The 6457-nt window shown below is 43.4% G+C and carries 7 protein-coding genes and 1 pseudogene; 4 read left to right on the forward strand and 4 right to left on the reverse strand.

The features are described 5' to 3' along the window. The 3 genes and pseudogenes from O9300_RS11445 to O9300_RS11455 form a co-directional block, all read right to left on the reverse strand. Positions 1–426: pseudogene (locus O9300_RS11445) on the reverse strand (flagellar assembly protein H); the annotation flags it as partial. Positions 427–602: 176 nt separating this feature from the next. Next, positions 603–797, reverse strand: a complete 195-nt coding sequence (locus tag O9300_RS11450) for a DUF2949 domain-containing protein (RefSeq protein ID WP_002732568.1) — start codon at positions 795–797, stop codon at positions 603–605. Positions 798–1170: 373 nt separating this feature from the next. Next, positions 1171–1692 carry a DUF192 domain-containing protein gene (locus O9300_RS11455; protein ID WP_287971759.1) on the reverse strand — a complete coding sequence of 174 codons (522 nt, stop codon included), beginning with the start codon at positions 1690–1692 and terminating at the stop codon, positions 1171–1173. Positions 1693–1994: 302 nt separating this feature from the next. Here O9300_RS11455 and petM point away from each other — a divergent pair, with 302 nt between their 5' ends. From petM to thyD, 3 genes are all read left to right on the forward strand, one after another. Continuing rightward, the gene (gene petM, locus O9300_RS11460) at positions 1995–2108 is read left to right on the forward strand and encodes a cytochrome b6-f complex subunit PetM (protein WP_012265655.1); all 114 of its coding nucleotides are present in this window, start codon (positions 1995–1997) and stop codon (positions 2106–2108) included. A 105-nt stretch (positions 2109–2213) separates the two neighbouring features. Further along, entirely contained in the window at positions 2214–2573 is a 360-nt protein-coding gene (gene psb28, locus O9300_RS11465) for a photosystem II reaction center protein Psb28 (RefSeq protein ID WP_002757021.1), read from the forward strand. Between the two features lie 176 nt (positions 2574–2749). Further along, a complete protein-coding gene (gene thyD / locus O9300_RS11470; protein WP_287971753.1) occupies positions 2750–3697 on the forward strand; it encodes a thylakoid membrane protein ThyD in 948 nt (315 codons plus the stop codon). Between the two features lie 35 nt (positions 3698–3732). On the opposite strand, the gene O9300_RS11475 is transcribed toward thyD, so the two are convergent. Next, the gene (locus O9300_RS11475) at positions 3733–4458 is read right to left on the reverse strand and encodes a GUN4 domain-containing protein (protein ID WP_287971755.1); all 726 of its coding nucleotides are present in this window, start codon (positions 4456–4458) and stop codon (positions 3733–3735) included. A gap of 228 nt (positions 4459–4686) precedes the next feature. On the opposite strand from O9300_RS11475, the gene lysA reads away from it, so the two are divergent. Beyond that, complete coding sequence (lysA, locus tag O9300_RS11480) at positions 4687–6084, forward strand: diaminopimelate decarboxylase (protein ID WP_287971757.1); 1398 nt, start codon at positions 4687–4689, stop codon at positions 6082–6084. Positions 6085–6457 lie beyond the last annotated feature (373 nt).

The following is a 6457-nucleotide window of genomic DNA, read 5'->3' on the forward strand; positions in this document are numbered from 1 at the left end:
ATAAAGCGAGGGAAGAAAATAGACTCCTTCTGGCCAATCTGGGTCTAATTTTGCCCCAAATCCCTCTAAAACAGTGATACCAGCCGAAGGGGATAAAATCCACAAACGAGGGGCATTGTCTTCATTGTAGCTCTGATTTTCCCGTTTAGCTTGTCTTTGCAGTTCGGCTAAAATTGTCAAAAGTTTCGCTAAACAATTGCGAATCTCGCTACGATTGGGAGGATTGCGATAGGGTTCAATTAAGACAGTATTAAGGACAATTCTGCCTAATAATCCCAGATAATTGGGGTTGGGTTCGGCATTGGGGGAAAAAAATAAATCTATCTGTCGAGTTTCGTCGCTGACTTCTTTACTGATTTCGACGATTCCCAGGGGAGAAAGTAATTGTTCAAGGTAATTTTTGGCAAATTGGTCATGGGGTTTCATGGACTGAGCAGTTAATCGATAATTCTCAATTGTATAGTTATTAAAAAAGTGGGTTTAAATAACCCACTTCTCAAGTGATGATTGGTAGTTTTTGGGATCGGAATTTTCAAACTGTGCCAGAAACTATGAGCAGCCATGGCAATTATTCTCCTTGTCAATAGTGAGCAATTGTAAGATTAGACTACCTCTTCGAGAAAATCATAAATTTTGTCTAATTGTTCCAAGGTCACTAAACCGTACTGCCAGAGAATCATCGGTAAATGAATTTTATCAGATTGGATCGAGCGCTCGGCCATAGCGATCGATTCTTGGGGAAGGGACAATTCCTCTTGTAGAAATTGTCGGAATTGGGAATAGGCAATCGTGGACATAGGGGGATTTTTTTGCTCAATAGTATAGTATATCTCGTGATTTTAACAAAACACTACCTGATCGGTTTCAAGGACAGTTAGTCTCGCGACCGTTTTTTCTGTATCTAAGCTATCCCGATGATAGAGAGCGCTTTCCTAAAAATCGCTGGCTCTCTTAAGATAGTCCCGTTAGATCGAGCAGAATTTTGTCTCTGTTTAATCTATCTATATCAAGGGTAAAGATTATTCAATCTATGACTTGATAGACTATAAAAATCTTAATCGATATGGTTATATCTTAAACAGTATAAATGCGTAATAGCTTCTAAAAGCCATACTTATATTTCCAGACAAGGGACACCTTCTATAAGAAAGTTAACACCATTTTCAAAAATCAAGGTCTTGAGATAAACTCAATCTTAATTTTATCTCCTTCTTTCACTCCTAATTCTTTCGCTCGACCCCCAGCTAGTTCGATGACTTGATTAACCATGGTGTTTGGACCATAGACAGGACAAGGATCCACAGCACAAGGGGGGACATTGAGCAAAACTGCTTTTACTATACCATCTTTTAGAAAAATCATGTCTAGAGGAATCGAGACATTTTTCATCCAAAACCGGGCCACCAGAGGTTGTGCAAAGGGAAATAGCATACCGCGATTTTTCTCCAAAGACAAGCGATACATTAAACCCTTGGCCTGTTGTTCTGGGGTTTGAGCCACTTCTAACTCAATCATCTCACCATTAATATCTGCTTTGGCCGTGATCGGTAATATTTGCCCTTGATTCTCAGTCGTAATCTGAGCCATTGAACTATTATTACCATTGAGATTAGTCGGTTGACAACTCAGCAGCAACAAACCTAAAAATAATATTAACTTGATCTTGAGCATAAATGATTTTTTACCAGTCATCACCAATAGTTATCAATACTTAATTTTTCTAGTATAAGTGGAGAATTAAGCAGATAAGACATTAACACAAAGTAGTGACGGCAAATATAAAGATAGTATTAAAAATATCTAGCATGGGGGTGAGCATCCTTCCTTGAGGAGAGGGGCAGGATTGCTAGAACGTATATACTAGGAAAATTCTCACAGTTATTGGCCGATTTTCCCCCTCAATTTTGTCCTAGTCCGGCAGCAGTCGATCGCCTTCGTAGGTTAAAATACCATTGATCTGTTGATCGATTATTGTAGGCTCAGGAGCCATCACCATGACCGCAGAAAGTATGTTATTTAATGGGGCGATCGTGGCGATCGTTCTCGTCCTCGTCGGATTAGCTTGGGGTTTTCTCCTCCTCAAAATCCAAGGTGGAGAAGCGGAATAGCTTGTTTTTCCGTTCATGGTTACTTTATTAGTAATCATGAACTAATTTTTCCCCATCAAAAGTAATTAAGAGAAAATCAATAACTAAAATTTTATGGCTATACCTATGACCACTCCCACGATCGAGTTTTTTGTCGGTTTATCAGAAGAATTAAGCGGTGTTAGTCTCCGCAAAAATAAAAGTACCGGGATTCGCAATGTCCTGATGACTTTTAAAACCCTGAAAGCGATCGAACGTTTCCAAAGTTTCACCACCCGCACCTACGGTGATCTTCGTCTCACCGATGAGGAAGGAGTGATTATAGTTATTCCCAACTCAACCAAGTTTATTTTTGGAGGAGATGAAGGGGATGAAATTCAACGGGTAGAATGTGGTTTTGAAATCACCGATGAACACTGGGAGCGTTTTCTGCGCTTTATGAATCGTTATGCGGCAGCCAACGGGATGGGGTATCAGGATAAGTGAGAAGTGGGGTGATGGGGGAATGGGGAGATAGGGGAATGGGGAGATAGGGTGATGGGGAGATAGGGGAATGGGGAAATTTCAACTAAAACCCTAAAACCCTAAAACCCCAACTCTCAACTCCTGAATTCTGATAGTTAAAAACCAGCTAAAATAAGGATAAATTTAGTCAAGAAACCATGAAAATAGCGATTACTGGGGCGACGGGATTTGTGGGTAGTCGATTGGTGGTCAAACTCTATGATCGCGGCGATGACATCCTAATTTTGACTCGCAATCCCGATAAAGCCCGAAGAATTTACCCAAAGTCAATCTATCCTAAGATAGAGATTATTCCCTATATCGCCACAGAATCGGGGGATTGGCAAAAAGAGATTTGCGGATGTGACGCGGTGATTAATCTAGCGGGAGAACCGATTTCGGAACGCTGGACCGGGGAAGCAAAACGAGCAATCGTCGCTAGTCGGGAAATCGGCACCGAGAAAATTGTCGAGGCGATCTCGCGTAGCGAGCGCGTTGCGACCGCACTGGCCGACCAGAAACCGAAAGTTTTAATTAACTCCTCGGCGATCGGTTACTATGGAACCAGTGAAACCGCTAGTTTTGACGAAAATAGCCCTCCCGGTGACGATTTTCTGGCAGATGTCTGTAAAAAGTGGGAAACAGCCGCCCAAAAAGTTAAAGATTACGGCACTCGTTTAGTCATTCTTCGCACGGGTATTGTTTTAGGCAATGGGGGTGCTTTAGGGAAAATGATCCCACCCTTCAAACTATTTGCCGGCGGACCGATTGGCAGCGGTCGTCAGTGGTTTTCTTGGATTCATCGGGATGATTTAATTAATTTAATTATCTATTGTCTTGATCGCCAGGGAATTAGCGGCACTTTCAACGCTACTGCACCCAATCCCGTCCGGATGAAAGAATTCTGTCAGATTTTAGGGGAAGTAATGAATCGTCCTTCTTGGTTGCCAGTGCCAGATTTTGCCCTCGAAATTCTCTTGGGAGAAGGAGCAAAAATCGTCTTAGAAGGTCAAGAAGTGCTGCCAAAAGCCACTCAAGCGATCGGTTTTGACTATCGTTATCCTAATCTAGAAGCGGCCTTACAAGAAATCGTCCCGAAAATGTAGAAATCTGATACACTAGCGGGCCGAATGCTCTCAATCTATTTTTCACTCCAGACGGGATGGGAGAATAAAGAGGCAGCCACTCTCACCCCGCGCAGTTGATTTAACAGGGGTAAATGGCCCACGGGAGCGCTTAAATCCCAGGTAAATTCTTGGGGGTATTTTGTCCAATTATTGCCATTTTTCCAGCCAATTTTCGGCCAGAGTTTCGGGAAATCTTGTCCCACACCTATCCATAATTTGCGCTGCACCGACCAACCGAATTTCCCTTCCGAATGAACTAACCAAAGATGATCAATAGTCTGAATGTCAACCTTGGGAAAAGCTTCCACTTCCGTAAAATAGACCCATTTCCTCTGTATTGCTCCTTCTCCTGCTAATTCACAGAGTTTTTGACGGGTGAGACTATCGGCAGTTTGAAAATCCTGTTTAGCCAATAATTCCTGTAAAAGTCGATAATCGATACCTTTAGCACTATCGAGGGGAACAACACCCGTGGGGAAATAATTAGCTAAAAATTCCTTGCTCTGATCGCTATTATCTTGATAGAGCAATTGATAAGCCTTACCTGTCACCAGATTAACAGGAGTGGGCTGCTGGGCCAACAAAAAATCTCTCAATACAGTTAGGCCAGCTTCTCCGGCCCCAGCTAATTGTGTCAGAATCTGTAATTGATTTTTCGGCGACTCAGTGGCTAATTGACTCATCTTACGGGTAATATCCTCGCTTTGTTCTTCTACTAACACGCCATTCTGGTCAGTCATATCATCACTTTTAAGACCACTCCTTCAATACTATTACCACTATTTCGGGGTCGCTGCTCGATTTTTTCCTGACAAAAAAGGGATTTTTAGCGGGTGGTTGATCGTACACTGAAAGAGAGAACTATTTTGGCTATCTAGATCACCGACGGTCAAAATTCCCTTGACTGAATCGGGGATGCGCGGAGATTGTAACAAAAATTATCGATTTCTTGACAAAAAACACCGATCATGCTATCAACTGAACCTAAAATCAACAATTCCGGACAAAAATATTTAGCCTATCAAGATTGTCTATCCCCGAATCAAACCCTGTTCCCCCTGACAGCCAAGGTTAATAACCGTGATTGTCTAGAAATCGGTGGTTGTGATGTGACCACCCTAGTGGAACGTTTCGGTTCACCCTTGTATATTGTCGATGAAGTCACCCTCCGCACAGCCTGTCGTCAATACCTGCAAGGTTTCCAGACTCATTATCCCGGAGAATCTAGGGTAATTTATGCCTCGAAAGCGTGGAATTGCCTGGCCCTATCGGCCGTGGTCGCTAGGGAGGGATTAGGTTTTGATGTGGTGTCGGCCGGAGAAATTCACACGGTGTTAACCGCTTTAGACCAGATCAATAAAACCGATGTGCCTATATACTTTCATGGTAATAACAAATCGATCGCCGAGTTAGAATATGCGATCGAGCATAACTGCATTATTGTCGTTGATAACTGGCTAGAGTTAGAAAATCTGGTTAAATTAGGCGAAAATCGTCCTGATAACCCTATTCCGATCCTATTGCGGTTAACCCCCGGTATCGAGTGCCACACCCACGAATATATTCGCACGGGTCACTTAGACAGTAAATTTGGTTTTGACCCCCATCAAATCGAAGCGGTATTTGACTATGTTTTAGCTCATCCGCTGCTGAATTGTCTGGGTTTACACGCTCACATCGGTTCCCAGATTTTTGAACGTCAACCCCACCAAGACTTAGCCGCTGTCTTGGCAGATTGGTTTAAATTAGGTTTAGAACGCGGTTTACCCCTAGAGCAATTAAACGTCGGTGGTGGTTTAGGGATTCGCTACCTCGAAAGTGATGACCCCCCAAGTATCGAGGAATGGGTGCAAGCAGTGTCCTTAGCAGTGGCTAAAGCTTGTCAGGAAAGAGGTATCGCTTATCCGCTGCTCATTGCCGAACCGGGACGCTCTCTGATTGCCACCGCTTGCGTAACGGCCTATACAGTGGGTAATCGCAAGGAAATCCCCGAAATCCGCACCTATGTCGCCGTTGATGGCGGAATGTCTGATAATCCCCGACCGATTACCTATCAATCGGTTTACCGGGCCGTGGTCGCCAATAAAATGAGTCAAGAATGTCAGGAAGTGGTGACAATAGCTGGAAAGCATTGTGAATCTGGCGATATTCTAATTAAGGATATTACGCTACCGAAAACCAACCCGGGGGATATTTTAGTGGTTTTAGCCACAGGAGCCTATAACTACAGTATGGCTTCTAATTACAACCGCTTACCCCGTCCGGCGGCGGTAATTGTCCACAACGGAGAAGCTAATCTCATCCTTGAACGGGAAAATCTGGCGGATTTGCTGCGTCAAGACCGTTTACCGAAAAATTGGGTTTAAAGCCTCGCCCTTTTAGGGCGACTTTATAGGATGTATGATATTAAGAATAGGGGGCCGGGTAAGCAACCGCTTAAAAAACCCAGTCATCAACCGATGAACGCACCTTGAAAACTAGAGTTATGGGGTTCTATAGGGGAATGCTCCTATAGGTAAAAGCTCTAAGCGTCAAGTACCAAAGAAACCAATTATTTTAGAGGTTTTGAACTGTATCGTAGGGGCCCCCGATAACAGGCTTCTGTAAGGTCGCGAAAGTCTGAGGAGAGAACCACCTCTGGGTTGGATTTCGCCAGGAATCTAATTCAAGTGGACTCGTTGAGCCAGAAATTCACAGCAGTGATGCTAGAAGAATCCACGTCCGTTTACGGCGTGGGGT

It is taken from the genome of Microcystis sp. LE19-195.1E (genome assembly GCF_027532095.1).
Classification (GTDB): Bacteria; Cyanobacteriota; Cyanobacteriia; order Cyanobacteriales; family Microcystaceae; genus Microcystis; species Microcystis aeruginosa.